This is a genomic window from Streptomyces sp. NPDC051104 (assembly GCF_040682835.1).
GTDB lineage: Bacteria > Actinomycetota > Actinomycetes > Streptomycetales > Streptomycetaceae > Streptomyces > Streptomyces cynarae.
Genome location: NZ_JBFBBS010000005.1, coordinates 118,674 through 143,770, shown reverse-complemented (window position 1 = coordinate 143,770; position 25,097 = coordinate 118,674). Strand labels below are relative to the sequence as shown.

Below are 25,097 nucleotides of genomic sequence, written 5' to 3'. Positions count from 1 at the left end.
CGCTGAGGGTCAGGAAGGGCCTGTTTCACGTGAAACAGGCCCTTCACCAGTGAGCGGTGTCACAGCTGCCGTTTGAAGCCCACGTGCGACGCCTGGAAGCCGAGGCGTTCGTAGAAACGGTGGGCGTCGGTGCGGGTGGCGTCGGACGTCAGCTGGACCAACTGGCAGTCCTGGCGCCGGGATTCGTCGATCGCCCATTCAATGAGTTGCGTTCCCAGGCCGCTGCCGCGTTCGTCGGCATGGATGCGGACGGCCTCGATGATTGAGCGGGTGGCGCCCATGCGAGACAGTCCGGGAATGATGGTGAGCTGGAGAGTGCCCACCACCCGGCCGTCGCGTACGGCGACCACGAGGTGCTGGTTCGGGTCGCTGCTCACCCGCTTCAGGGCGTTCAGGTAGGGCGTCAGGTCGTCCGGTGATTCGCGCTGGGCGCCGAGCGGGTCGTCGGCGAGCATGGCGATGATCGCGGGGACGTCGCCCGCGACGGCGGGCCGTATGTCGAGTTCTCCCATGCCCGCACCCTAGGGCCGCTTCGAACGTGCCGGGTGGCCGGGAGCGGATGGCGCTAGGCCGGCACGTCCACGGACTCGACGACGCGGACCAGTGGTGCCAGTTCCGGCTTCTTCGCCGCCTCGGCGAGGGCTTCACGGAGAGCGGCGTTGTTGGTGGGGCGGGCCTCTTCCAGGAGCTTGAGGCCGGCCTCGGTGACGTTGGTGTAGATGCCGCGGCGGTCGGTGGGGCAGAGATACCGCGAGAGCAGGCCGCGGTCCTCGAGTCTGGTCACCAGTCGGGTCGTGGCGCTCTGGCTGAGGACCACCGCGTCGGCGACCTGCTTCATCTGGAGATGTCCCCCCTCGCCGTCGTGCTGACGGCTGAGTACATCCAGCAAGGAGTACTCCCGCACGCTCAGCCCGTGTTTGGCCTGGAGCGCGCGTTCGAGGTGGGCCTCGATCCTCCCGTGCAGCAGGGAGAGGGCGCACCAGCCCTGGGCGAGGGCGGTGAGCGCGGGGTCCGTCGCTGACATGGCGTTGTCCTCCATCCCGGAGCAGCTCACCACCAGGGTAGAGCACCCCCGCAATAGATGGCGTTTGCATATATAGCGCGTATGCAAATATTGTCGGAGCGTGCAAGACGCTCACACAAACATTGGGAAGGTGTCCCCATGCCTCTCGCGCTTCTGGCCCTCGCCATCGGAGCCTTCGGGATCGGAACCACAGAGTTCGTGATCATGGGTGTGCTGCCCGAGGTCGCGGGCGATTTCGGGGTCTCCATCCCCACCGCCGGGCTGCTCGTGACCGGCTATGCCCTGGGAGTGATGTTCGGCGCTCCGATCATGACGGCGCTCGGTACCAGGGTCCCCCGCAAGCGGATGCTGATGCTTCTGATGGGCCTGTTCGTGGTGGGCAATCTGCTGTCCGCCGTCGCCCCGGTGTTCGGACTGATGCTGGCGGGCCGGGTGGTGGCCTCCCTGGCCCACGGCGCGTTCTTCGGCATCGGCTCGGTGGTCGCCGCCGATCTGGTGGCACCGGAGAAGAAGGCCGGCGCCATCTCCATGATGTTCAGCGGTCTGACGATCGCCAACGTCGTCGGTGTCCCGCTCGGCACACTCGTCGGACAGTCCGCAGGCTGGCGGGTCACCTTCACGCTGGTCGCCGCGCTCGGCGTGGTCGGGCTGCTGGGGGTCGCGAAGCTCGTGCCCGAGATGCCGAGGCCGGAGGGCGTGCATCTGCGCCATGAGCTGGCCGCCTTCAAGAACGCGCAGGTGCTGCTCGCGATGGCGATGACCGTCCTCGGCTTCGGCGGTGTGTTCGCGGCCATCACCTATATCGCGCCAATGATGACGCATGTCACCGGTTTCGCCGACAGCTCGGTCACCTGGCTGCTCGTTCTCTTCGGCCTCGGCATGGTCGGCGGGAACCTCATCGGCGGCAAGTACGCGGACCGTGCCCTGATGCCGATGCTGTACGTGTCACTGGGCGGTCTCGCCCTCGTGCTCGCGCTGTTCACCGTCACCGCGCACACCAAGACGCTCGCCGCGGTCACGATCGTGCTGATCGGCGCCCTCGGGTTCGCGACCGTACCGCCCCTGCAGAAGCGGGTGCTGGACCACGCGCACGGCGCTCCTACCCTCGCCTCCGCCGCAAACATCGGCGCCTTCAACCTCGGCAACGCCCTGTCGGCCTGGCTCGGTGGCCTGGTCATCGCTGCCGGACTCGGCTACACCGCCCCCAACTGGGTCGGCGCCGTCCTCGCCGTGTCCGCCCTGCTGCTGGCGTTCCTCTCCGCCGCGCTGGAGCGCCGGGAGACGGCCTCGAACGCGGTCGTGGCGGGCGCCGTGCCCAGCGAACGGCGCACCGCCGTGCGCCACTGAGTGGCTCTGCGAACGCGACGGTGCCCCCGGCACCCGGGAGCACGCGTCGCGCCGTGCTGCTCTGCTCAGCCCGCCGCCACCGTCAGCGGGGCGAAGCGCCGGGTCCAGTCGCCGGGCAGGTCCGGGATGCCGTACGTCATGACCGCGTTGACGCCCGCCGAGGCGAGACCCCGCTCCTTCAACCAGGCCAGCAGGCCCTCGTGCCGTACATCGACATCTGTGCGCAGCGGGCGGTCGGTGTGTGCGGCCAGGGATGCGACGAGTGCCTTCGCCGTCTCGGTGTCGCGGGCGATGAGGGGACCCACGACATGGGTGTCCATGTTGGGCCAGGCAGCCGCGTACCCGATGATCCGCCCCTTCTCCTCTGCGACCCGCAACTGGTCGGCGAAGGCGGGCAACCGCGTGATCATGTGCGTGCGGTCGGTGCCGAACACCTCCTCGTCGAGTCGGACGAGGGTGGCGAGATCCTCCCCGGTGGCCGGACGGGTGGAGACGGCGGGGGATGGGCCGCCGGCCGTGAAGTGCCCATGCACCATCTCGGAGCTCCCGATGACCTTGAAGCCCAGCTCCTCGTACAGGGGGCGGCCGTAGGGGGTCGCGTACAGCGTGAGCGGGGCGGTGTCCGATTCCGCGACCACATGCCGCATCAGCCGGCGGCCGACGCCCTGGCGCGCGTGTCGCTCGGCGACGAGCACCATGCCGACGGCGCAGAGATCGGGACGGTAGCTGTGCCCGTACTCGGTGACGACACACGCGGTGACGAGACCACCCTCGGGATCGTCGATGCCGTATCCCTTCCCGGCGGCCAGGAGCAGGCCCCACTTGTGTTCCTCGCGGGGCCAGCCCCGGTCCTCGGACAAGTCGGCGCAGGCATGGAGGTCGCGGGGGGTCAGACGGCGGATGGGCAGAGCAGCGAGGGCAGGTGTCGACACGCTGGTCAGGCTGTCTGACATGGGCCACCGGCGTCCACTGGTTTGAGGTGTAACACACATGCTTTTGGCCATGGCTCACCCAACCGCACAGCCCAGCGCCAGACGTTTCACGTGAAACGTCAGCCCGGGCTCTCAGCCCAGGTCTGGCGCGTGCATGGCCCGTACGCCCTCGATGTTCCCGTCCAGGTAGTGCCGAAGCGACAGCGGGACGAGATGGACCGAGGCGATGCCCACGCGGGTGAACGGCACCCGCACGACCTCGTACTCCCCGGCCGGCTCCTCGACCTCGGGACCGTGCCGAAGGCGCTCGTCCATCGACTCCAGACGGCAGACGAAGAAGTGCTGAACCTTCACGCCGGTAGGGCCGCCACCTTCGCCGATGTGCTCCACCGTGTCCACGAAGCAGGGCACGACATCGGTGATCTTGGCACCGAGTTCCTCGTCGACTTCCCTGTGCAGCGCGTCGATGACGGTCGTGTCGGACGGCTCGACCCCGCCACCCGGAGTGACCCAGTAGGGATCCACGCCGGGCTTGGTCCGCTTGATCAGGATCAGATCGTCACCATCCAGCAGGATGGCGCGGGCGGTGCGCTTGACCACGGGGCGAACGGTCATGGGAGAAATGTGGCCCACCATGTTCCACGTGAAACATCACCCGCCCCACATCGCACCCCATCCGGGGTGAACAGCGGGTGATGCACGTGGCGGGCGTCCGCAGCCCTCGCCGGACCCGGTCACCGTCGCCCTGCACCGTCGTCACGGACGTGGCCACTCAGCCCCAGTCGACCGCGGCCCGCAGCAGCCACTCATGGGCCCGGCCTATGGACGGCATGGCGAGCGTTCCGGTGCGGGCCACGAGGAAGCAGGTCCGCAGCGGCGGAACCGCGGGTTCGTGCAGCGCCACCACCTCACCCCGCTCCAGTGCGGAGGCGCACAGATAGCGCGGCAGCACGGCGAGCCCGGCACCGGTGGCGGCGCAGCCGAGCACGGCGCGCAGATCGGGGACGATGACCGTGCCGGCGGCAGCCGGTCGGGAGTCGAAAACGGAGGCCCAGTACCGGGAGACGAACGGCAGCGACTCGTGCACCTCGACCACCGGAAGATTCTTCAGCGCGTAGGCGCCCTTGCGGCGCAGCCTGCCGGGTCCGATGCGGGACGCCCAGCGCGGGGCGGCGACCAGGGCATGTTCCTCGTCGCACAGCGGAGTCGCCGTGAGCAGCGCGCCACGCGGCCTGGCCGTGGTGATGGCCAGATCGTGGTGTCCGGCGGCGAGCCCTTCCAGCGTCTCGTCCACGGTCCCGAAGGAGACGCGCAGGGCGAGCCCTTGGCCGTCGTCGCCGGTCAGTTCCGCCAGCGCGGGCAGGGCGCGCTCCGCGGTGAACTCCGGCGGCCCGGCGAGATGCAGGGTGCGCAGCGACACCTGCTCGTCGAGCCCGGTCTCGGCGATCTCCATCAGGGCGTCGAGATGGGGCGCGGCCTTGTGCGCGAGTTCGTCGCCGATGGTCGTGGGCGTCACCCCGCGAGCCTGCCGGAGGAACAGGGGGTGGCCCAGCTGCCGCTCCAGCGTGCGGATCTGGGAGGTGACCGCCGGCTGCGAGAGGCCGAGCAGCGCCGCGGCGCGGGTGAACGAGCCGGCCCGGTGCACGGTCACGAAGGTGCGCAGCAGGGCCAGATCCATGGTGCTCCCTCCGCTCCCCGCACCCTCGGACGCGCCCAACTATAAATAAGTCGATAGCTCTCTGTCGCTACTGTGATTGGACACTGACACAGAGTCAACTAGCCTTGTTCGCGCGGTTCTTTGCGCGCGGAACCGGGACGGTCCGAGCCATGAGGGGGGAGGCTCGGACCGTCCGTCGTACGTAGAAGGGCATCCTTGGTCGGCGGACCGGCTCCCCCGATGTGCGTAGCCCAGGCGGTGACCGGCGGCCGGCACGTGGTCAGTGTGCCGACTCCTCCAGCGCACGGAGCACATCGGTCACCAGGTCCTCGGGATCCTCGGCGCCGACCGACAGCCGGATGAAGCCTTCCGGTACCGCGTCACCGCCCCAGCGTCCACGCCGCTCGGCGGTGGACCGCACCCCTCCGAAGCTCGTCGCGTCGTCGACGAGGCGCAGCGCGTCCAGAAAACGCTCGGCACGCGCGCGTGTGGGCAACGCGAACGACACCACACACCCGAAGCGCCGCATCTGCTGCGCGGCGACCTTGTGGGACGGGTCATCGGGCAGGCCTGGATACCGCAGCCCGGTCACCTCGGGTCGGCCGCGCAGCGCTTCGGCGACGGCGAGCGCGTTGGCAGTCTGCCGGTCGGCGCGCAGGTGGAGCGTGGCCAGCGACCGGTGCGCCAGCCAGGCCTCCATGGGACCCGGGATGGCGCCGACGATCTTGCGCCAGCGCCGCACCGAGGTCATCAGCCCGGCGTTCCGGGACGCCACGTATCCGAGCAGCAGGTCGCCGTGCCCGGTGAGCATCTTCGTGCCGCTGGCCACGGAGAAGTCGGCGCCCAGCTCCAGGGGCCGCTGGCCGAGCGGGGTCGCCAGGGTGTTGTCCACGGCGACGAGGGTGCCCTGCGCATGGGCCGCCTCGACGAGCCGTCGCACGTCGCAGACGTCGAGTCCCGGGTTGGAGGGGGTCTCGATCCACAGCAGCCTCGCGCCGTCGAGGACGCCGAGCTGGGCGTCGCCGGCGGTCGGCGCGGTACGCACCTCGATGCCGTACGCCGTGAGCTGCTCCCGCACCAGCGGCAGCACCTGGTAGCCGTCCGCGGGCAGCACCACGGTGTCGCCCGCGCGCAGCTGGGAGAACAGGACGGCCGAGATCGCGGCCATGCCGGAGGCGAAGGTGAGGGTCTCCACGCCGTCCTCACCGGGCGCCTCGAGCTCGCCGATCGCGCGCTCCAGACGGCTCCAGGTGGGGTTCTCGTCCCGCCCGTAGGCGTACGGACCGGTCGGCTCGCCGGGCAGGTGGTAGTGCGCGGCGAAGACGGGACCCGGCAGGGTCGGCTCGTGCTTGACCGGCTCGGGCAGCCCCGCGCGGACCGCGCGCGTGCCGTCGCCGTACCCACCGCCGGCCGTGCCGGCATCCCCTGAACTCATGCTGCCCGTCCCTCCACCTTCTCGCGTACCGCGGCGAGCAGGCCGAGGCTCGCCGCCTCCACCATCTCAAGGCACTCCTCGAAGCCGTCCATGCCCCCGTAGTACGGGTCCGGTACATCGAGATCGCCGTCGGCGGCCGGGTCGTAGGAGCGCAGGAGCCGCACCTTCGCCGCGTCCTCGGGGGTGGGCGCGAGGCGCCGCAGGGCCTTCAGGTGCCCGGAGTCCAGGGCGATCACCAGATCCCGGCGGGAGAACCAGGAGGGCTGGAACTGCCGTGCGACGTGATCGCTGCCGTAGCCGTTCTCCTCCAGGACGGCCACGGTGCGCGGATCGGCTCCGTCTCCCTCGTGCCAGCCGCCCGTGCCGGCGCTGTCGACCTCGACCCGGTCGTCGAGACCGGCCTCCTCGATGCGGGCGCGGAAGACGGACTCGGCCATCGGGGAACGGCAGATGTTGCCGGTGCAGACGAAACAGACGCGGTAGGTCATGCGGCTCCCTCAGTCCTTGTCGTCGGGCAGCACGACGTGCAGGGCCCAGGAGACGATCGAGATGATCAGGCCGCCCAGGACGGCGGTCCAGAAGCCCTCGACATGGAAGCTCAGGTCCAGCTTGCCCGCCAGCCACGAGGTGAGCAGCAGCATCAGCGCGTTGACGACCAGGGTGATCAGCCCGAGCGTCAGGATGAACAGCGGGAAGGTCAGCACCTTCACAATCGGCTTGACCAGGAAGTTCACCAGGCCGAACAGCAGCGCCACGACGATGAGCGTGCCTATCTTCCGGCCGGTGTTCGAACCCGTGAGGGTGATCTTGTCCAGGAGCCACACGGCGACGGCGAGGGCCCCTGCGTTGGCGATCGTCTTGACTACGAAATTCTTCATGTGTCTGATCGTGGCAGACCGGATCACAGGCGAGCACCGAGCAAGGGCGGACAAGGGCGATGAAGGCATTCCGGCTGGACGAACTGGAGGCGGAGCGCGCCGCCAACGAGGGTGCGTACCTGCAGTTCCTGCGGGAGCGGAACATGTCGGTCGGCCTGTACGCGCTCGACGCGGGCGACCTGGACCCGCAGAAGCCGCACCAGCAGGACGAGGTGTACTTCGTCGTCAGCGGACGCGCCTCGATCACCGTCGGCATGGAGACGACCCAGGTCGGGCGGGGCAGCGTCGTCTATGTGCCCGCGGGAGTCCCCCACAAGTTCCACCACATCACCGAGGACCTGAGGGTGCTGGTGGTGTTCTCTCCGCCCGAGAGCTGAGGCGCGTCTAGGGGTTCCCTCAGGGGAGGAATCAGGGGAGGACAAGGGATGCGAGGCGCCCGCCGCTCCCCTCGGCGGCCCTAGCATCGAGCGCAGGACATCGAAGGACCCACAAGCGCCGTCGCCGGACGGGATGCGGGCCCGAAGACGCACACAGATGCCGAGAGACAAGGACAAGGGCGATGCGAGAGATCTTCGCGGGTTTGCCGTGGTGGGTGAAGTGGATCGCGGTGCCGGTCATCGCTCTCGTCGTCTTCGGCGGCGTGATCGCGTCCGTCGTCGGCTTCGTGATCGGGCTGCTCTTCAAGGTGCTGCTCTTCGTCGCGCTGGTCGGCGGACTCATCTACGTGGTACGGAAGTTCATGTCGAGCTCCACATCCCGCGGAGACTGGTGAGTCGTCCGGAGCGCGCCAAGGCGAAGGGCGCTTCACGGGGGAGGCGCTCCGTGGTGGCGGGGGCCCAGCGGTAACAGGGAACAGGTAGCGGTAACAGGGAACAGGACGTTCCCTCGGGGGAGGGAAGTTTTCCCGGCGACGCCGTCGGACCGCGGTGACGGACCGTTAAAGTCCGGAACTCGCGCGCGGCGGCCCCCGCGCGCGGCGCATCCCCTCTCGTGTCCCCGCACGGGAGGCCGCCTTCGCGCTCCGGGAGTGATCTTTGGCCACGGTTGGTACCGCATCCGCAGACTCAACCGCTCCGCCCGCACAGCGACGGACCTCACCGGCGGAGGCACACCCCCGACTGCCGCCCGCACAACCGACCTCCACCACCCTCATCGGATCCGTGCAGCGCGCGATGCGTCTGCTCGAGGCCGTTGCCGGACGCCCGTACGGAGCCACCGCCAAACAACTGGCCCGAGAGGTGGGCCTGGCGCTCCCCACGGCCTACCACCTGCTGCGCACCCTGACTCACGAGGGCTATCTGCGCCGTGAGAAGGGCCTGTTCTTCCTCGGCGAGGCGGCCGAGCGGCTGAGCGCCCGCGCAGCCCAGCAGAAACGTCGCGGCATGGTGGACGACGCGCTCGCACAATGGCGTGATTCCATCGGTGTCCCCGTCTACTACGCGGTCTACCGCGAGGGCGAGATCGACGTCCTGGGCGTCGCCGACACGCCCGGCCACCCGGCGGTGGAGGAGTGGGCCGACTTCCGGGAGACCGGGCACGCCCATGCGATCGGCCAGTGCCTGCTTTCCCAGCTCGACGATGAGGCCCGCCGAGACCACCTCGACCGCTACCCCGTTCGGGCGATCACGCCGTACACCGTCCATGACGAGCGTGTGTTCCTCCGGCGACTGGAGCGCCTGCAGCGGACAGAACCCGTGATCGAGCGCCAGGAGTACGCGCTCGGGACGGTCTGTGCCGCGATTCCCCTGACCGTGGGGTCGACGGCCGCGACAATGGCGATCTCCTTGCCGTCCTGTGAGGCCGATCGGCTGCTGCCGGTGGCACGCCGACTTCAGGAGGAGATCGGACGGATGCTCGGGACACTCGCCCTCTCTATCAGCATCTGAAAACTCACTCCTTGTGATCTGCCATGTACGTTCAGCAAACTTCCAGCAGGTGTCAGGGGATGCTTCCTGGCCAGTCCACGGCTACTGACGGGGTAGACGATGCGCGAGTCGGTACAGGCAGAGGTGATGATGAGCTTTCTCGTCTCGGAGGAGCTCTCGTTCCGCATTCCGGTGGAGCTGTGTTACGAGACCTGTGATCCCTATGCCGTGCGGCTGACCTTCCACTTGCCCGGGGACGCGCCCGTGACCTGGGCGTTCGGTCGCGAGCTGCTGGTCGACGGAGTGGGCCGGCCGTGCGGCGACGGAGATGTGCACATCGCGCCCGCCGAGCCGGATACCTTCGGCGATGTGCTGATCCGGCTCCAGGTGGGTGCGGACCGGGCGTTGTTCCGGTCCGGGGCGGTGCCGCTGGTCGCGTTCCTGGACCGTACGGACAAGCTGGTGCCGCTCGGCCAGGAGGGCTCCCTCGCCGACTTCGACGCACATCTCGACGAGGCGCTGGACCGGATCCTCGCCGAGGAGCAGAGCGCGGGCTGAGGACGCTTTCGGTGCTGTAACGGTTCCTCGCGGAGCCGTGCGGGGTGCGGTGGGTGCCGTAACGCTTCTGCGGTGTCTCCCCGCGGCTTGGGTGCCTCAGTGCCTGCGGCGCCGCCCGCGCCCACCGCGGGCCGGTACGGCGGCCGGAGCGGCGGACCGGTCGGAGCGGTCGGCGGAGACCACCAGGGCGGCCAGTGCCGTGGTCACCGGCACCGAGGCGACCAGGCCGATCGAACCGACGAGCGTGCGCACGATCTCCTCCGCGACCAGCTCGCTGTCGGCAACGGTGACCACGCTGCTCTGCGCAATCGAGAACAGCAGCAACAGCGGCAGAGCGGCACCCGCGTACGCCAGGACGAGCGTGTTGACGACCGACGCGATGTGGTCGCGGCCGATACGGATGCCCGCACGGTACAGACCACGCCAGCCCATCGACGGGTTCGCTTCGTGGAGCTCCCAGACCGCCGACGTCTGCGTCACCGTCACATCGTCGAGGACGCCGAGCGAGCCGATGATGACGCCTGCCAGCAGCAGGCCGCTCATGTCGATACCCGGGTACAGGCCGTGGATCAGGCCGGTGTTGTCGTCGGTGTTGCCGGTCAGCGCGGCCCAGCCGATGAACAGGGAGCCCAGCACACCGATCAGGGACAGGGAGACGAGCGTGCCGAGCACCGCCACCGAGGTGCGTGCCGAGAGCCCGTGGCACATGTAGAGGGCGATCAGCATGATGGCGCTGGACCCGACCACGGCCACGAGCAGCGGGTTCGAGCCCTGCAGGATCGCCGGCAGGATGAACAGGCTCAGCACCAGGAAGCTGACGGCCAGGGCGATGAGCGCCATCACACCGCGCATCCGGCCGACGACCACCACGGCGATGGCGAAGATGCCGGCCAGCAGCGCCATGGGGACCTTGCGGTTCACATCCGCCACCGAGTACTGCAGGTCCCTGGGGGCGGACGGTTCGTACGCGACCACGACCTTCTCGCCCTGATGCAACTGCCGTGACTGGTCCGGCTGGACGATCTCCGTGAACGTCCGGCCCTGGTCCATGCCCGTGTCGACGCGCACCGTCGCCTTCTTGCACGTGCCGGCCGACTGCTGCTGGGCCGAGGAGCCCTCGGCCGTGGAGGTGTCGCCGGTCGGGGTGTCACCCGAGGCGTTCACGGACTTGCAGTCCACCTCCACCACCCTGGTGACCGTGGCCTGCTGGGTCTGCCGGTCGAATCCCACGCCGGTGCGCTTGTGTGACGGCACTCCGCCGGGCCACAGCACGACGAGGCCGACCACCACGGCTGCCGTGAAGGGGATGAGGATCGCGGCGATGACTCTGCGCAGGTGCCGCGACACGGGGGCCGCCGGGCCATGGCTGTGGCTGTGCGAGTGACCGTGCCCGCTCGGTCCATGCCCGTGCCCGCCGCGTGCTCCCTGCCCGTGCTCGCCGCTCGGTCCATGGCCATGTGCGTCGCCCGGACTGTGGCCGTGGCCGTGGCCATGAGGTGGGTCGGGCGGCGGGTACGGGGGCGGATGCTGTGTCGTGGTCACCGAGGCATCATCGCAAGAAGGCGTGAGGCCCACTGTTCAGCTCGCGCAAAGAGACGCTAGCGTAGGAGGACCTTTGCACACGCGGGAGCTCGGAGCACCGGGCTGAGAGGGCGCTGACCTCCGCAGACGCGATGTTTCACGTGGAACATCGGCGGGCGGAAACCGCTGCGTCGACCGCTGAACCTGTTACCGGGTAATGCCGGCGTAGGGAGTAGGTCTCATGACCAACAAGGACGTACGCACGCCTTCCTCCGTTCAGGGCGAACAGTCCCAGGAGGGCGGACAGTCCATCGGCTGGCACAAGGCGTACATCGAGGGCTCACGCCCCGACCTGCGGGTGCCGGTCCGTCGGGTGCACCTCACCAACGGGCAGTCGGTCACGCTGTACGACACCTCTGGCCCGTACACCGATCCACTCGTCCAGACCGACGTCCGCAGGGGCCTGACCCCATTGCGGGAGAACTGGATCACCGCCCGTGGCGACACCGAGGAGTACGCGGGCCGTCCCGTCCGCCCCGAGGACGACGGCATCAAGCACACCTCGCCGCGGGGCGGACTGCGCAACCTCGACGCGGTGTTCCCGGGGCGGCCGCGTCAGCCGCGCCGCAGCCGTGACGGCAAGGCGGTCACGCAACTGGCGTACGCACGGCGGGGGGAGATCACGCCCGAGATGGAGTTCGTCGCCCTCCGGGAGAACGTGTCCCCGGAGGTGGTGCGCGAGGAGATCGCGGCAGGCCGTGCGGTCCTCCCGGCCAACGTCAACCACCCCGAGAGCGAGCCGATGATCATCGGCAAGCGGTTCCTGGTGAAGGTCAACGCCAACATCGGCAACTCCGCCGTGACCTCCTCCATCGAGGAGGAGGTCGAGAAGATGACCTGGGCGACCCGCTGGGGCGCCGACACGGTCATGGACCTGTCCACCGGCCGCAACATCCACACCACGCGCGAGTGGGTGCTGCGCAACTCCCCCGTGCCGATCGGCACGGTGCCGCTCTATCAGGCCCTCGAGAAGGTCGACGGGAAGGCCGAGGAACTGACCTGGGAGATCTACAAGGACACGGTCATCGAGCAGGCCGAGCAGGGCGTGGACTACATGACGGTGCACGCGGGGGTGCGTCTGCCGTACGTACCGCTGACCGCGAAGCGCAAGACCGGCATCGTCTCGCGTGGCGGCTCGATCATGGCGGCGTGGTGCCTCGCCCACCACAAGGAGTCGTTCCTGTATGAGCATTTCGAAGAATTGTGCGAAATCCTCGCGGCCTATGACGTCACGTACTCGCTGGGCGACGGCCTCAGGCCCGGCTCCATCGCGGACGCCAACGACGAGGCACAGTTCGCGGAACTGCGCACGCTCGGGGAACTCGGTCGCATCGCCAGGCGTTTCAACGTACAGACCATGATCGAGGGCCCGGGACACGTCCCGATGCACAAGATCAAGGAGAACATCGACCTTCAGCAGGAGATCTGCGATGAAGCTCCGTTCTATACGCTCGGGCCGCTGACGACGGACATCGCGCCGGCGTACGACCACATCACCTCCGGCATCGGCGCCGCGATGATCGCCTGGTGGGGCACGGCCATGCTCTGCTACGTCACCCCCAAGGAGCACTTGGGCCTGCCCAACCGCGACGACGTCAAGACCGGTGTGATCACCTACAAGATCGCCGCCCATGCGGCCGACCTCGCCAAGGGTCATCCGGGTGCGCAGGCGTGGGACGACGCGCTGTCCGACGCGCGCTTCGAGTTCCGCTGGGAGGACCAGTTCAACCTGGCCCTCGACCCGGACACGGCCCGCGACTTCCACGACGAGACGCTCCCGGCGGAGCCGGCCAAGACCGCCCACTTCTGCTCGATGTGCGGTCCGAAGTTCTGCTCGATGAAGATCAGCCAGACCATCACAGAGCGGTTCGGCGGTGATATGGCCGAGGGCGCGACGGCCGAGGAGATCGCTGAGGGGATGCTCCAGAAGTCGAAGGAGTTCGCGGAGGCGGGGAACCGGGTGTACCTGCCGATCGCGGACTGACACGGGGCCGAGCGGGGCGCTGACCCGGGACGCCACAGAGGCTGTTCCGGGCAGCGTTTTGTCCTCGCCCTCGCCGGGGCCGACGCCGTTCAGGGCGCGGAACGGCCCGCGCCGAGTGAGAAGTGCGGGCCCGGCTTGGGTGGAGCAGTCCGGGCCCACTCTTCGGGTGACGGTCCGATGGGGGGCGGTCCGGCTGGGGACTCGTGTGGACCTGGCCGGTCGTCGGACGGGGCTCGTCACTCCGGCTTGTGCTCCGGCCCCCCGAAGTCCGGGCTGGTGAAGTCGGGGCTGGTGAAGCTGGGGCGCGGGCCGGCGGCCGGGCCGCTGTCGGGGCTGCTGAACCCCGGACGGTCGTAGCCGAGGTGCGGGATGCGGCCGCCGGCCGCCTCCGGCGCCTTCCGGGTCATCGCGGCCGTCCCCGGGTCGCTGAGCGCCTCACGGAGGAACGGCAGGATGCCGCGCTCCAGCAGCGCCTCGTGCCAGGCGGCCCTGGCCCGGGACACCTCCGTCGTCAACGTGCCCGACGCGTCCGCCTCTTGTGCCGAGGAACTGTTGCGCAGCGCGGTGAGCAGCAGGCCGATCGCGGCGACCAGGATCGACGCCGCGGTCACCGCGCCGAAGACCCACCCGGTGGTCAGGAGCGTCCGGGCGAACGCCTGATCGGGATTGACCATCTTGAGGATGTACCCCACGAGCAGGAAGATCGCGGCGGCGGCACCCGCGAGGAAGGGGGCGAGGACCGCGATGACGGCACCGGTCCCGGCGCTCGCGGCGGCCTCTCCCACGGTGGCCGCGAGCCCGAGGGCGTCCAGGTCCGCCTCCGGGGAACCGGGGGCGCTGTCCTGGACGATCGGGGTGGACGGCGCCGGCCGGCGCAGTTCCTCGCGGACCATGACGTAGTGCTGGTACTCGGTGGCCGCCGCCGCGGTGATGAGGGCGGTGGCGTTCAGCGCCATGGTGCGCAACTGTTCGGGGTTCAGCCGCTGACCCACAGCGGCCAGATCCGGGCGGTGTGGTGCGGAGCGCAGCGCCTCATCGAGGATCCGCTCGTAGTCCTGGCGGTCCTCGCTCAGCAGGTGCTGCGGAACGCTGTTCATGTGCATCCCCCGATGCTCCGTAGGGCTTGGGACTCGGCATGCTGACGAGCCGTCGGGCAGAAACGGAGGGGAGCCTGCTACGGATAAGCCGATGGTAGAGCGGCGACGGCGCGCGGTGACAGGGGGTTTCCAGAAAATGGCCCCGGCCTGCGCTACTCTGCGCGGCCCTCCGTCGGGGGGATGTTTGTCCGGGGAACGGTCAGATATCCACGGGCAGTTGCTGGACCAGCAGCTTTCCGGCCATGGTCACGCCGCCGTCCATCGCGATCGCCAGTCCGTCCGCGTAGATGTGCGGCCCCTCGACCACCGGACCCGTGCCGTCCTCGGCCTCCTCCGAGCCGACTTCTCCGAGGAGGTAGGGAATGGGGCTGTGGCCGTGGACGATGCGCCTGCCGCCGTAGGTGTCCAGCAGGGACCGTACGGCGTCGGCGCCGCCCTCGTCGCGGAAGGAGAAGCGCTTGGTGAACTTGCGGAAGAGGTCCCACACCTCGTCCGCGTCGTTGCGGGTGAGCGTCTCGCGGATGGTGTCGTTGACCGCCTCGATGGAGTCGCCGTAGTCGAGGTAGGCGGTGGTGTCCGAGTGGACCAGCAGGTGCCCGTCGACCTCCTCGACGGCGTCGAGGCGGGCCATCCACTGCAGGTGGTGGTCCTGCAGGCGGTCCATGTCGGTCTTCTGGCCGCCGTTGAGCAGCCAGGCCGCCTGGAAGGTGGCGGTGCCCGCGCCGGAGTTGACCGGCGTGTCGCCGAACCGCTTGGCGCCGAGCAGCAGCAGCTCGTGGTTGCCCATGAGCGCCTTGCAGTAGCCGCCGGCCGCGGCCGCCTCCGCGGACAGCCGCATCACCAGGTCGATGACGCCGATTCCGTCGGGCCCGCGGTCGGTGAAGTCGCCGAGGAACCACAGCCGCGCCGTGCCCGCGCACCAGCTCCCCTGGGCGTCGATGAGGCCCTTCTCCTGGAGCGCTGCCACGAGCTGCTCGAGATAGCCGTGCACGTCCCCGACGACGAACAGCGGACCGGGACCCTCCGCGGACTGCGGGGCGGGCGCGGACGTGGGAGCGACGTCCGCCTGGAGCGTGTCACCGCGGTTGACGACCGGGAGGTCCCGTTCGGTGGGCGTGTAGGCGTCGGAGTAGCCGTGGGGGTAGGTCTCCGGGGCGGCGGCGGGTCCGGTGACCTGGTCGTGGGGCGTGCTCTGCGCGTACGGACCGGCCTCGTGGACGTACGCGGGCACCCGGAAGTCGCGCAACGTCGCCGTCCGCTCCACCTCGGGTCCCTGACCGGCCCCCTGAGTCATCGACCCCTCCACCATCGCGCCGCATCTGCACCGCATCGGACTGCCTGGTCGCAGCGGCCCGCGGTGTCGTGGGCCCATCATAGGAATGCGGATCGCGCCATGTGATGACCCAGGGGTGGTGAATCGGGGAAGCCCTCCAGTTCACCGCGGCATTCGCCCTAAATGGGCGGGGGTTTCCCGCCGGTGTCCCGGTCGTCGGGCGCCCGCGGGCGACTGGTGCGTCACACGCGGGCCCCGTGCGGGCTTATCTCTGCCCGGGCGACCGGGGCGGGCTGACCGTGGTGCGGGGCGGGCGTCGCTCGGACGACGTACGCACGATCAGTTCGGTCGGTATCACCTGCTCGACCGGCTGCTCCGGCTGGACACCCTCGATGGCGTCGATGAGGAGCTGGACCACCGCGGTGCCGATCCGGCGCGGTTTGAGGGAGAGCGTGGTGACGGGAGGCTCGGTGTTGGCGTACACGGCGGACTCGCTGCAGCACACGAGCAGCAGGTCGTCGGGGACGCGCAGGCCGTAGCGGCGGGCTGCGGCGAGCAGGTCGGTGCCGTTCGGGTCGAAGAGCCCGTAGACCGCGTCGGGGCGGTCCGGGCGGGCCAGCAGCCGGTCGGCGGCGACGGCGCCCGCGCACGGGTCGTGCGCCGGGTAGGCCTCGTAGACCGGGTCCTGTCCGACGCGCTCGCACCAGTTGAGGTACGCGGTCGTGGACAGGTGCGTGTACGTGTCCGTCGTGGTGCCGGTCAGCAGCCCGATGCGGCGGGCGCCCGCCTCCGCCAGATGGTCGAGGATGCCGAGGACGGCGGCCTCGTGGTCGTTGTCGACCCAGGCGGTGACCGGGAGGGAGCCGGCCGGGCGGCCGTCGGAGACGACCGGTAACCCCTGTCGGACCAGCTCGGTGACCACGGGGTCCTGGTCGGAGGGGTCGATGACGACCGTGCCGTCCAGGGCGACGTTCGACCACACGTCGTGGCGCGAGGTGGCGGGCAGGATGACCAGGGCGTATCCCCGGGCGAGCGCGGCGGAGGTGGCGGCCCTGGCCATCTCCGCGAAGTACGCGAATTCGGTGAAGGTGAAAGGTTCATCCCCGTACGTCGTCACGGTCAGGCCGATGAGGCCCGACTTGCCGGTACGGAGGGTGCGGGCCGCGGCCGAGGGGCGGTAGCCCAGCCGGTCGGCGACCTCGCGGACGTGGCGTCGGGTGGCGTCCGGCAGCCGGCCCTTGCCGTTGAGGGCGTCGGAGACGGTCGTGATGGAGACCCCGGCGGCGGCGGCCACGTCTCTGATGCCCGCCCGGCCCGGCCGGCTGCCTCGGCGGGAGGTCTCCGCCCGGCTCACCTGGTGCTTCCCTGCTGCTGTCATGGCGAGCCGATAGTAGGGCTCATGTGGTGGGGTAGTGCGGACGCATATGCACCCGTTGACAGGCACGTTTCTGCATGATCAAAAATCGCCAAGTGCCTGGGAATGCAAGGTACTTGAACGATCCAAAGTCAATAGGTGGCTTGACGGCACGCATGGGCCTGTCGAGCCGGCCATATTGCGAAGAGGTCTCAACTCACCTTCACGGGGGATGCGCGCCACGGCGTGAGCCACGGGCGCGTGCGACAGGGGGCGACGCGCCCCCGGATTCGCGCGCCTTCGTGCGGTGATGCGCGCGGGTTCGTACGGCGTTCTGTCCGAGTTGGTACGGCCATCCGTCCGGGTTCGTACGGCCGACCGCCCGCATCCGTCTGCCCGCCCGGATCCGTTCGGCTGCCCGCCCGGATCCGTACGGCCGCCCGCCCGACCGCCGACCTGTCCGTGCCGTGATCCGCACGGGACGGAGCGGTTGTCCACAGCCCATTCGCAGCGGCCCTGAATCCTCATAAGGTGAGAAGCATTGGACGCCGGTGGCGGTCACGAGCCGGTGGTGTGCGCGAGGAGGACTGCGGTGAGCGAGACGAGCCCGAGGCTGCGTGCCGAGCTGGAGGATATCCCCACCTACAAGCCCGGCAAGCCTGCCGCGGCCGGCGGCCCGGTGGCCTACAAGCTGTCCTCGAACGAGAATCCGTACCCCCCGCTGCCGGGCGTCTTGGAGACGGTGACCACGGCGGCCGCGTCCTTCAACCGCTACCCGGACATGGCGTGCACGGGCCTGATGAGCGAGCTGTCGGAGCGCTTCGGGGTGCCCCAGTCGCACCTCGCGACCGGGACGGGCTCGGTCGGTGTGGCACAACAGCTGCTGCAGGCCACGAGCGGCCCGGGCGACGAGGTGATCTACGCCTGGCGGTCCTTCGAGGCGTACCCGATCATCACTCGGATCAGTGGTGCCACACCGGTGCAGGTGCCGCTGGCCGAGGGCGACGTGCACGACTTGGACGCGATGGCCGACGCGATCACCGACCGGACCCGGCTGATCTTCGTCTGCAACCCGAACAACCCGACGGGCACCGTCGTGCGCCGGGCGGAGCTGGAGCGCTTCCTGGACCGTGTGCCGGGCGATGTGCTGGTGGTGCTCGACGAGGCGTACCGCGAATTCGTCCGCGACGTCCAGGTGCCGGACGGCATCCAGCTGTACCGCAAGCGGCCGAACGTGTGCGTTCTGCGCACCTTCTCCAAGGCGTACGGCCTCGCCGGGCTGCGCGTCGGCTTCGCGGTCGCGCATGAGCCGGTGGCCGCGGCGCTGCGCAAGACGGCGGTGCCGTTCGGTGTCAGCCAGCTGGCGCAGGAGGCGGCGATCGCCTCGCTGCGCGCGGAGGACGAGCTGCTCGGCCGGGTCGGCTCGCTGGTGTGCGAGCGCACGCGCGTGGTGGACGCGCTGCGCACCCAGGGCTGGACGGTGCCCGATACCCAGGCGAACTTCGTATGGCTGCGGCTGGGGGAGCGCACGGTGGACTTCGCCGCCGCCTGTGAGCAGGCCGGTGTGGTCGTGCGGCCCTTCCCGGGCGAGGGGGTGCGCGTGACGATCGGCGAGGCCGAGGCGAACGACATCTTCATGAAGGTCGCGGAAGGCTTCCACAAGGAGCTGTAGACCCTGTCTTTCGGATCAGCCCGGCCGAGCCCTCCCGGGTCCCGCGCCACTCGCGCGGGACCCGGGAGGGCTCGGGATTGTGCCATGCCGAGCAGTTCCCGCTTAGGGACCCCCCACCCCTCCGCCTTGCGACCACCATGCGCCATAATTGCTTGTGAATGTGAACGCGTTCACAAGCGGGCCCGATTGTTCCCATGATGAGTGGGGCAAGCGGGGCAAACTGCCGCGTGACCACGGCGACGTAAGGAGAAGGACGACGTGGACATAGCTTTGGCGCCGGAGACCCTGGCGCGATGGCAGTTCGGCATCACCACCGTCTACCACTTCCTGTTCGTCCCGCTCACGATCTCGCTCGCCGCGCTGACGGCCGGCCTGCAGACCGCGTGGGTACGGACGGAGAAGGAGAGGTACCTCAGGGCGACGAAGTTCTGGGGCAAGCTCTTCCTGATCAACATCGCGATGGGTGTCGTGACCGGCATCGTCCAGGAGTTCCAGTTCGGCATGAACTGGTCCGCCTACTCCCGCTTCGTGGGCGACGTCTTCGGTGCCCCGCTCGCGTTCGAGGCCCTCATCGCCTTCTTCTTCGAGTCCACCTTCATCGGGCTGTGGATCTTCGGTTGGGACAAACTGCCGAAGAAGCTCCACCTGGCCTGCATATGGATGGTCTCCATCGGCACGATCCTGTCGGCGTACTTCATCCTTGCGGCCAACTCCTGGATGCAGCACCCCGTCGGCTACCGGATCAACAAGGCGAAGGGCCGCGCCGAACTCACCGACTTCTGGCACGTCCTGACCCAGAACACCGCGCTCGCCCAGGTCTTCCACACCCTGTCCGCGTCCTTCCTCACCGGCGGCGCCTTCATGGTCGGTATCGCCGCCTACCACCTGCTCCGCAAGAAGCACATCCCCGTGATGAAGAGCTCGCTGCGGCTCGGACTGGTCACCGTGGTCATCGCCGGCCTGCTCACCGCGGTCAGCGGTGACGTCCTCGGCAAGGTCATGTTCAAGCAGCAGCCGATGAAGATGGCTGCCGCCGAGGCCCTGTGGGACGGGCAGGACTCGGCGCCGTTCTCGATCTTCGCCTACGGCGACGTCAGCGAGGGCCACAACTCCGTCGAACTGTCCGTTCCCGGCCTGCTGTCCTTCCTGGCCGACGACGACTTCACCTCGTACGTCCCCGGCATCAACGACACCGACAAGGCCGAACAGCAGAAGTACGGCCCCGGCGACTACCGCCCCATCATCCCCGTCACCTTCTGGGGCTTCCGCTGGATGATCGGCTTCGGCATGGCGTCCTTCGCCATCGGCCTGGCCGGGCTCTGGCTGACCCGCAAGAAGTTCCTGCTGCCGCAGCATCTGCGGGTCGGTGAGGACGAGGTGCCGCATCTGGTCCTGTTCAGGAACAAGGCACTCGGCCCGACGCTCACCACCTGGTACTGGCGCATCGCGATCTGGACCCTCGCCTTCCCGCTCATCGCCAACTCCTGGGGCTGGATCTTCACCGAGATGGGCCGTCAGCCGTGGGTCGTCTACGGCGTGCTGCGCACCCGTGATGCCGTCTCCCCCGGTGTCTCCCAGGGCGAGGTCATCACGTCGATGACCGTGTTCACCGTGCTCTACGCGATCCTTGCCGTCGTCGAGGTGAAGCTGCTGACGAAGTACGTCAAGGCCGGACCGCCCGAGCTCACCGAGTCCGATCTCAACCCGCCCACCAGGCTCGGCGGCGACTCCAGGGACGCCGACAAGCCGATGGCCTTCTCGTACTAGGCCGAGGGAGCGCTCACCATGCAACTTCACGACGTCTGGTTCGTCCTCATCGCGGTCCTCTGGATCGGCTACTTCTTCCTGGAGGGCTTCGACTTCGGGGTCGGCATCCTCACCAAGCTGCTGGCCCGCAACCGACCCGAGCGGCGGGTACTGATCAACACGATCGGCCCGGTCTGGGACGGCAACGAGGTATGGCTGCTCAGCGCGGGCGGCGCCACGTTCGCCGCCTTCCCGGACTGGTACGCCACGCTCTTCTCCGGCTTCTACCTGCCGCTGCTGGTCATCCTGGTCTGTCTGATCGTGCGCGGGGTCGCCTTCGAGTACCGGGCGAAGCGGCCCGAGGAGAACTGGCAGCGGAACTGGGAGAACGCGATCTTCTGGACCTCGCTGATCCCGGCGTTCCTGTGGGGCGTGGCCTTCGCCAACATCGTGCGGGGTGTGAAGATCGACCAGCACCTGGAGTACGTGGGCAACGTCTGGGATCTGCTCAATCCGTTCGCGCTCCTCGGCGGCCTGGTCACCCTGGCCCTGTTCACCTTCCACGGGACGGTGTTCACCGCACTGAAGACCGTCGGGGACATCCGGCGGCGGGCTCGGAAGCTGGCCCTGGGCGTCGGGTTGGTCACCGCCGGGCTGGCGCTTCTCTTCCTCGCCTGGGCCCAGATCGACCAAGGGGACGGCAAGAGCCTGGTCGCCCTGGTCGTGGCGGTGGCCGCGCTCGTCGCAGCGCTCGTGGCCAACCAGGCAGGGCGCGAGGGATGGTCGTTCGCGTTCTCCGGCGTCACCATCGTGGCCGCGGTCACCATGCTGTTCCTGACCCTCTTCCCGAACGTCATGCCGTCCACGCTGAACGCGGACTGGAGCCTGACGGTGAGCAACGCCTCATCGAGCCCCTACACCCTGAAGATCATGACGTGGTGCGCCGGGATCGCCACGCCGATCGTCCTTCTCTATCAGGGCTGGACCTACTGGGTGTTCCGCAAGCGCATCGGCACCCAGCACATCGCCGCCGACACGTCCGCCGGTGCCGTGCACTGAATCTGGTGGGGCGGGGTGTTTCACGTGAAACATCCCGCCCGGACCGAAGGGCATGTTTCACGTGAAACCGATCGATCCACGACTGCTCCGCTACGCGCGGGCCACACGCTTCTTCCTCGGGGCGGTCATCGGCCTGGGGGCCTTGGGTACAGCCCTGGTCATCGCTCAGGCGATGCTGATCGCCGAGGTGGTGGTCGGCGCCTTCCAGCACCACCGTGCGATCACCGAACTCAGCACCCCTCTGTTGCTTCTGGTGGCCGTGGCGGTCGGACGCGCCCTGGTGTCCTGGCTCACCGAACTCTCCGCCCACCGCGCGAGCGCGGCGGTGAAGTCGGAACTGCGGGCGAGGTTGCTGGAGCGAGCCGGAGCCCTCGGTCCCGGGTGGCTCAGCGGGCAGCGGACCGGTTCGCTGGTCGCTCTGGCCACGCGGGGAGTCGATGCCCTTGACGACTACTTCTCGCGCTATCTGCCGCAGTTGGGGCTCGCGGTGGTGGTGCCGGTGGCGGTGCTGGCGCGGATCGTCACCGAGGACTGGGTGTCGGCGGCGATCATCGCCGGCACGCTGCCCCTGATCCCTCTCTTCATGATGTTGATCGGCTGGGCGACACAGTCCCAGATGGACCGTCAGTGGCGGTTGTTGTCGCGGCTGTCCGGGCACTTCCTCGACGTGGTCGCCGGACTGCCGACGCTCAAGGTGTTCGGCCGGGCCAAGGCTCAGGCCGAGTCGATCAAGCGGATCACCGGCGAGTACCGGCAGGCGACCATGCGGACGCTGCGCATCGCCTTCCTGTCGTCCTTCGCGCTGGAGCTCCTGGCCACGATCTCGGTAGCGCTCGTCGCCGTCGAGATCGGTATGCGACTCGTCCACGGCGACATGGACCTGTACATCGGGCTGGTCATTCTGGTGCTGGCCCCGGAGGCATATCTGCCGTTGCGGCAGGTGGGGACGCAGTACCACGCGGCGGCGGAGGGGCTTTCCGCAGCCGAGGAGATCTTCGCGGTTCTGCAGACTCCGGTACCGGCCTCCGGTGAGCGGCGCGTCCCGGACGGGCCGATCCTCTTCGAGGACGTGACCGTCCGCTATCCCGGGCGGTCGTCCGCCGCGGTGTCCGACGTGTCGCTCACGGTCGCGCCCGGTGAAACGGTGGCCCTCGTGGGACCGAGTGGAGCGGGCAAGTCGACCCTGCTGAACGTCCTGCTCGGATTCGTGCCGCCCACCGAGGGGCGCGTGCGGGTCGGGGGAGTCGATCTCGCCTCGGCCGATGTGGAGGAGTGGCGCTCACGTATCGCGTGGGTGCCGCAGCGGCCTCATCTGTACGCGGGCACGATCGCCGACAACGTACGGCTGGCGCGACCGGACGCGGACGACACGGCGGTACGGAGGGCGCTGGCCGACGCCGGGGCGCTTACGTTCGTGGACGCGCTGCCCGAGGGGATCCGCACGGTGCTCGGCGAGGACGGTGCGGGTCTCTCCGCCGGGCAGCGGCAACGGCTCGCCCTGGCGCGGGCGTTCCTCGCAGACCGGCCGGTGTTGCTGCTGGACGAGCCGACGGCGTCCCTGGACGGGGCGACCGAGGCGGAGATCGTGGAAGCGGTGCGCCGTCTCACCGTCGGCCGGACGGTCCTTCTGGTGGTGCACCGGCCGGCACTGCTGGGGCTGGCGGACCGGGTGGTGCGGCTGGAGGCGGAGCAGTACGCCACGTCGGGCCTCCTCGCGCAGGCCGGCCCCGAGCCGCTGCCGCGACGGGAGACGGCGAGCACGCCACCTGCCCAAGGCGAGCCGGCCCCCGTCCCGCCCCCGGTGAGGCGCGGTGGCGTGCTCGCCCGCGTCCGTGCCATGGCCGGACCCCGCCGTGGGCGGCTCGCCCTCGCCCTGGTGCTCGGGAGTCTCGCGCTCGGCAGTGCGGTGGGGCTGATGGCCACCTCCGGTTGGCTGATCTCGCGGGCCTCCCAGCAGCCGCCGGTGCTGTATCTGATGGTGGCCGTGACGGCCACGCGGACGTTCGGGATCGGACGGGCCGTGTTCCGGTACGCGGAGCGGCTGGTGTCCCACGATGCCGTCCTGCGCATGCTGGCCGACACCCGCGTCGCCGTCTACCGGCGCCTTGAGCGGCTGGCCCCGGCGGGGCTGCGCACGACCCGGCGGGGCGACCTGCTGTCCCGGCTGGTCGCCGATGTGGACGCGCTGCAGGACTACTGGCTGCGCTGGCTGCTGCCCGCGGGGGCCGCGTTCGTCGTGTCGGCCGGTTCGGTCTGCTTCACCGCCTGGCTGCTGCCCGAGGCCGGTGCCGTCCTCGCCGTCGGGCTGTTCGCGGCCGGGGTGGGTGTGCCCCTGGTGACGGGGGCCGTGGCACGCCGGGCGGAACGGAGCCTGGCGCCCGCCCGGGGTGTACTGGCGAGCCGGGTGGCCGATCTGCTGACCGGAACGGCCGAGTTGACGGTCGCCGGTGCGCTGCCGGCGCGGAACGCTCAGACGCGGCAGGCCGACGCCGTGCTGACCCGCATCGCCTCCCGCGCCGCCACCGCGACGGCGCTCGGCGACGGGCTCACCGCGCTGGTCACCGGCCTGACCGTCGCGGCCTCCGCCCTCGTGGGCGCACAGGCCGTCGCCGAGGGGCGGCTCGGCGGTGTGCTCATGGCGGTCCTGGTGCTCACGCCCTTGGCCGCGTTCGAGGCGGTTCTGGGGCTTCCGCTCGCCGTGCAGCACCGCCAGCGGGTGCGCCGGAGCGCCGAGCGCGTCCACGAGGTACTGGACGCCCCGGAGCCCGTACGCGAACCCGAGCAGCGGCAGCCGGCTCCCCCCTCGCCCTTCCCGCTCGTCCTGGAGGGGCTCACCGCCCGGTACGACGGGCAGCGGCGGGACGCGCTCAGCGGCTTCGACCTCACCCTCGAACAGGGCCGCCGGGTCGCCGTGGTCGGCGCCTCGGGCGCGGGCAAGACGACCCTCGCGCAGGTCCTGCTGCGGTTCCTGGACGCGGACGCCGGCTCGTACACGCTGGGCGGCACGGACGCCTACGCGCTCGACGGCGACGACGTACGGCGCCTGGTCGGACTCTGCGCGCAGGACGCCCACCTCTTCGACAGCTCGGTGCGGGAGAACCTGCTGCTCGCGCGGAAGGACGCGAGCGAGACGGAACTGCGGGACGTGCTCGCGCGGGCCCGGCTCCTCGACTGGGCGGAGGGGCTGCCCGACGGCCTGGACACCCTGATCGGCGAGCACGGCGCCCGGTTGTCCGGCGGTCAGCGGCAGCGGCTGGCCCTGGCCCGCGCCCTGCTCGCCGACTTTCCCGTCCTGATCCTCGACGAGCCCGCGGAACACCTCGACCTGCCGACGGCGGACGCGCTCACCGCGGACCTGCTCGCTGCCACCGAGGGCCGTACCACCCTGCTGATCACCCACCGGCTGGCCGGACTTGAAGGGATCGACGAGGTGATCGTCCTCGCGGAGGGCCGGGTGGTCCAGCGGGGTGGCCATGGCGAGCTGGCGGCGGTGGAGGGGCCGTTGCGGGAGATGCTCGAGCGGGAGGCCCAGGGGGACCTGCTGGGAGCCGGATGAGGGACGCCGCTGGGCCATCCGTGGTCGCCCGTTCCTCCAGCCGTAGGACGTCAACAGGACTGGGCCCGCGACACGGGCC

Annotated in this window: 22 protein-coding genes and 1 riboswitch; of the genes, 10 read left to right on the top strand and 12 right to left on the bottom strand. The window is 69.7% G+C overall.

The genetic code is table 11. From position 1 onward, the window contains the following. Nucleotides 1–59: 59 nt before the first annotated feature. The gene (locus AB0N14_RS10455) at nt 60–512 is read right to left on the bottom strand and encodes a GNAT family N-acetyltransferase (RefSeq protein WP_366025260.1); all 453 of its coding nucleotides are present in this window, start codon (nt 510–512) and stop codon (nt 60–62) included. Between the two features lie 53 nt (nt 513–565). After that, nucleotides 566–1,024: a MarR family transcriptional regulator gene (locus AB0N14_RS10450; RefSeq protein WP_366025259.1), complete on the bottom strand. Its 459-nt coding sequence runs from the start codon at nt 1,022–1,024 to the stop codon at nt 566–568. 138 nt (nt 1,025–1,162) lie between these two features. On the opposite strand from AB0N14_RS10450, the gene AB0N14_RS10445 reads away from it, so the two are divergent. Then, nucleotides 1,163–2,371 carry an MFS transporter gene (locus AB0N14_RS10445; RefSeq protein ID WP_366025258.1) on the top strand — a complete coding sequence of 403 codons (1,209 nt, stop codon included), beginning with the start codon at nt 1,163–1,165 and terminating at the stop codon, nt 2,369–2,371. 65 nt (nt 2,372–2,436) lie between these two features. Here AB0N14_RS10445 and AB0N14_RS10440 read toward each other — a convergent pair whose 3' ends face one another. From AB0N14_RS10440 to AB0N14_RS10415, 6 genes are all read right to left on the bottom strand, one after another. Continuing rightward, the gene (locus tag AB0N14_RS10440; protein WP_366025257.1) at nt 2,437–3,303 is read right to left on the bottom strand and encodes a GNAT family N-acetyltransferase; all 867 of its coding nucleotides are present in this window, start codon (nt 3,301–3,303) and stop codon (nt 2,437–2,439) included. Between the two features lie 132 nt (nt 3,304–3,435). After that, on the bottom strand, nt 3,436–3,918 hold the full coding sequence (locus AB0N14_RS10435; protein WP_200421664.1) for an NUDIX hydrolase: 483 nt from the start codon (nt 3,916–3,918) through the stop codon (nt 3,436–3,438). Nucleotides 3,919–4,075: 157 nt separating this feature from the next. Then, nucleotides 4,076–4,981 carry a LysR family transcriptional regulator gene (locus AB0N14_RS10430; RefSeq protein WP_366025256.1) on the bottom strand — a complete coding sequence of 302 codons (906 nt, stop codon included), beginning with the start codon at nt 4,979–4,981 and terminating at the stop codon, nt 4,076–4,078. A 259-nt stretch (nt 4,982–5,240) separates the two neighbouring features. Continuing rightward, nucleotides 5,241–6,395, bottom strand: a complete 1,155-nt coding sequence (locus AB0N14_RS10425) for a cystathionine gamma-lyase (RefSeq protein ID WP_366025255.1) — start codon at nt 6,393–6,395, stop codon at nt 5,241–5,243. Then, nucleotides 6,392–6,883, bottom strand: coding sequence for a low molecular weight protein-tyrosine-phosphatase (locus AB0N14_RS10420; RefSeq protein WP_366025254.1), 492 nt, complete (start codon nt 6,881–6,883; stop codon nt 6,392–6,394). Before AB0N14_RS10420 ends, AB0N14_RS10425 begins: the two co-directional genes overlap by 4 nt. A 9-nt stretch (nt 6,884–6,892) precedes the next feature. Then, complete coding sequence (locus AB0N14_RS10415; RefSeq protein WP_366025253.1) at nt 6,893–7,273, bottom strand: phage holin family protein; 381 nt, start codon at nt 7,271–7,273, stop codon at nt 6,893–6,895. A 59-nt stretch (nt 7,274–7,332) separates the two neighbouring features. Between AB0N14_RS10415 and AB0N14_RS10410 the strand changes: the two genes are divergently transcribed. The 4 genes from AB0N14_RS10410 to AB0N14_RS10395 all read left to right on the top strand — a co-directional run bounded on the left by AB0N14_RS10410 (nt 7,333) and on the right by AB0N14_RS10395 (nt 9,696). Then, nucleotides 7,333–7,650 (top strand): cupin domain-containing protein, encoded by a 318-nt coding sequence (locus AB0N14_RS10410; RefSeq protein WP_366025252.1) that lies wholly within the window; start codon nt 7,333–7,335, stop codon nt 7,648–7,650. Nucleotides 7,651–7,832: 182 nt separating this feature from the next. Continuing rightward, nucleotides 7,833–8,045 carry a DUF5326 family protein gene (locus tag AB0N14_RS10405; protein WP_366025251.1) on the top strand — a complete coding sequence of 71 codons (213 nt, stop codon included), beginning with the start codon at nt 7,833–7,835 and terminating at the stop codon, nt 8,043–8,045. Between the two features lie 388 nt (nt 8,046–8,433). After that, nucleotides 8,434–9,159 (top strand): helix-turn-helix domain-containing protein, encoded by a 726-nt coding sequence (locus tag AB0N14_RS10400; protein ID WP_366025250.1) that lies wholly within the window; start codon nt 8,434–8,436, stop codon nt 9,157–9,159. 99 nt (nt 9,160–9,258) lie between these two features. Beyond that, nucleotides 9,259–9,696, top strand: a complete 438-nt coding sequence (locus AB0N14_RS10395) for an SsgA family sporulation/cell division regulator (RefSeq protein WP_059127372.1) — start codon at nt 9,259–9,261, stop codon at nt 9,694–9,696. 96 nt (nt 9,697–9,792) lie between these two features. Here AB0N14_RS10395 and AB0N14_RS10390 read toward each other — a convergent pair whose 3' ends face one another. Further along, nucleotides 9,793–11,238: a YibE/F family protein gene (locus AB0N14_RS10390; protein WP_366025249.1), complete on the bottom strand. Its 1,446-nt coding sequence runs from the start codon at nt 11,236–11,238 to the stop codon at nt 9,793–9,795. A gap of 71 nt (nt 11,239–11,309) precedes the next feature. Further along, nucleotides 11,310–11,466, top strand: a riboswitch (TPP riboswitch). On the opposite strand from AB0N14_RS10390, the gene thiC reads away from it, so the two are divergent. Beyond that, on the top strand, nt 11,459–13,261 hold the full coding sequence (gene thiC / locus AB0N14_RS10385) for a phosphomethylpyrimidine synthase ThiC (protein ID WP_366025248.1): 1,803 nt from the start codon (nt 11,459–11,461) through the stop codon (nt 13,259–13,261). It overlaps the preceding riboswitch by 8 nt. 236 nt (nt 13,262–13,497) lie before the next feature. Here thiC and AB0N14_RS10380 read toward each other — a convergent pair whose 3' ends face one another. The 3 genes from AB0N14_RS10380 to AB0N14_RS10370 form a co-directional block, all read right to left on the bottom strand. Next, complete coding sequence (locus tag AB0N14_RS10380; protein ID WP_366025247.1) at nt 13,498–14,364, bottom strand: hypothetical protein; 867 nt, start codon at nt 14,362–14,364, stop codon at nt 13,498–13,500. A gap of 193 nt (nt 14,365–14,557) precedes the next feature. Continuing rightward, nucleotides 14,558–15,652, bottom strand: coding sequence for a metallophosphoesterase (locus AB0N14_RS10375; protein WP_366025246.1), 1,095 nt, complete (start codon nt 15,650–15,652; stop codon nt 14,558–14,560). 244 nt (nt 15,653–15,896) lie between these two features. After that, on the bottom strand, nt 15,897–17,009 hold the full coding sequence (locus AB0N14_RS10370; RefSeq protein WP_366025245.1) for a LacI family DNA-binding transcriptional regulator: 1,113 nt from the start codon (nt 17,007–17,009) through the stop codon (nt 15,897–15,899). Nucleotides 17,010–17,577: 568 nt separating this feature from the next. Here AB0N14_RS10370 and hisC point away from each other — a divergent pair. From hisC to cydD, 4 genes are all read left to right on the top strand, one after another. Next, on the top strand, nt 17,578–18,657 hold the full coding sequence (gene hisC / locus AB0N14_RS10365) for a histidinol-phosphate transaminase (protein WP_366025244.1): 1,080 nt from the start codon (nt 17,578–17,580) through the stop codon (nt 18,655–18,657). 258 nt (nt 18,658–18,915) lie between these two features. After that, nucleotides 18,916–20,424, top strand: coding sequence for a cytochrome ubiquinol oxidase subunit I (locus tag AB0N14_RS10360; protein ID WP_366025243.1), 1,509 nt, complete (start codon nt 18,916–18,918; stop codon nt 20,422–20,424). Between the two features lie 18 nt (nt 20,425–20,442). Beyond that, nucleotides 20,443–21,462 (top strand): cytochrome d ubiquinol oxidase subunit II, encoded by a 1,020-nt coding sequence (gene cydB / locus AB0N14_RS10355; protein ID WP_366025242.1) that lies wholly within the window; start codon nt 20,443–20,445, stop codon nt 21,460–21,462. A 52-nt stretch (nt 21,463–21,514) separates the two neighbouring features. After that, on the top strand, nt 21,515–25,018 hold the full coding sequence (gene cydD, locus AB0N14_RS10350) for a thiol reductant ABC exporter subunit CydD (protein ID WP_366025241.1): 3,504 nt from the start codon (nt 21,515–21,517) through the stop codon (nt 25,016–25,018). Nucleotides 25,019–25,097 lie beyond the last annotated feature (79 nt).